This is a genomic window from uncultured Aurantimicrobium sp. (assembly GCF_936931525.1).
Taxonomy (GTDB): domain Bacteria; phylum Actinomycetota; class Actinomycetes; order Actinomycetales; family Microbacteriaceae; genus Aurantimicrobium.
This window is the reverse complement of record NZ_CAKZII010000161.1, coordinates 1-1,383: the sequence shown is the minus strand read 5'-3', so window position 1 is coordinate 1,383 and position 1,383 is coordinate 1. Positions and strand designations below refer to the sequence as shown.

The window sequence follows — 1,383 nt, the reverse complement described above, 5'->3', positions numbered from 1 at the left end:
AGATAATGCGCTGCTCTCCTGGCAGCACAATAATTCCTTCACTGGATGCATCAATATAACCCTGCTCCGTGAACACTTCGAGCGACACCGTGGCTGTCACTTCGGTGGGGTTTGCAAGTGTCAACAACGTAGTGCGTCCAACCTCTGTTGATCCGCCGACGAGCCAGAGATCGTTAGCTGGCTCAGTGCACGATGCCGCAGCTAAACCAGAAAGGGTTTCTGACGCAGTTTCTTGGAGTTGATTTCCTGCAAGTAATGGTGCCTCTTCAGCAGATGCTGCCGGGGGAACAGAGATGACCTTCGGTGCTGCAAACAGCGCACCGTTTTGGTTGTCGATCGCATTTAACCAGGAGTTATCAAAGTTCTTTTCACTTGAGCTTTCAGAATATTCCGGCTGCGAAGCAGAAATAAAAGTGATGTCCTCAGTTCCTCGGGAAATAGCCTCGACGAGTGGGCCAGGGCACACACGCTGTTGAACTGCAGGCACTGGTGCAACGCTCATTACTGGTGCATCACCGACATATCCAGGTAGGGGCAAGGTCACCAAAGCGGCAATTCCCAACGCAACGGCTCCGGCGCTCACCAGGCCCGTTACCCCTGTAATTCCAGCACGAATTGCCTTAGTTGTTTTCGTCATCGTGATCACCTGCCAGGGGGTCAATGGTGGCAAGCTCGTCTTCGCTGTCAAACAGACCGGGCACATAGCGCTTAGGGCGTGCGTCAGGCATGACTGCTCCTGTAGGAATGGCCAACAGCAAGGTCAAGATGAGTACCAATGCTTGGACAGACGCAATCAGAACAAGCCACGGCTCAACAGGCATGGCTGACTGAAGCGGAACAATCGCAGCTGAGTCATATCCAGGGAAGCGCCAGAGCAATCCCGCATCTGTCTTTCCCACGATCTCCACACCCGCATTGGCATCCAGTGTTGCCTTCACACGCGCAGACATTGCTTGAGCCTGAGGAGAAACATTTTCGCCCACCTCAGCAAGAGAAGGAGTGAGAACAACAAAGGCAACACCCAAAGAGGTGAGCTCTGTGGTGGAGTCAATGCCACTGACCGAAGCCAAGTTGCTAACGGTGTCGGCCAGGATCTGCTCTTGGGCAGCAAATCCAGCACCCGTGGTGACAAACGTGGAGGTTGATTCCAAGGTCATGCCAGTTCCGCGAACCAAGTTAGCGCCCAAGCCGCCATCAGGTTGTGGGGTCAATACCAAGGTGCCCACCTGCGGATCAATGGCTGCCTGCGCCACGACATAGGCAGGGAGGGTCTGTCCGTTGCCTGCAACAACCTTGGAGTTGCCCAGGCTGGATGCTGCCAAAGCAGGCAATGCCAACAGCGTCACTGCGGCGATACCGGCCACTGCGGGATAGAACGAGAAG

The 1,383-nt window shown here is 54.7% G+C and carries 1 protein-coding gene and 1 pseudogene; both read right to left on the bottom strand.

The window, feature by feature from the left end:
* A partial coding sequence (locus tag Q0362_RS08275; RefSeq protein WP_298122454.1) for a DUF5719 family protein occupies nucleotides 1-637 on the bottom strand: 637 nt, incomplete at its 3' end.
* Nucleotides 621-1,383 (bottom strand): annotated as a pseudogene (locus Q0362_RS08270) (hypothetical protein); the annotation flags it as partial. The pseudogene Q0362_RS08270 and the gene Q0362_RS08275, both read right to left, overlap by 17 nt.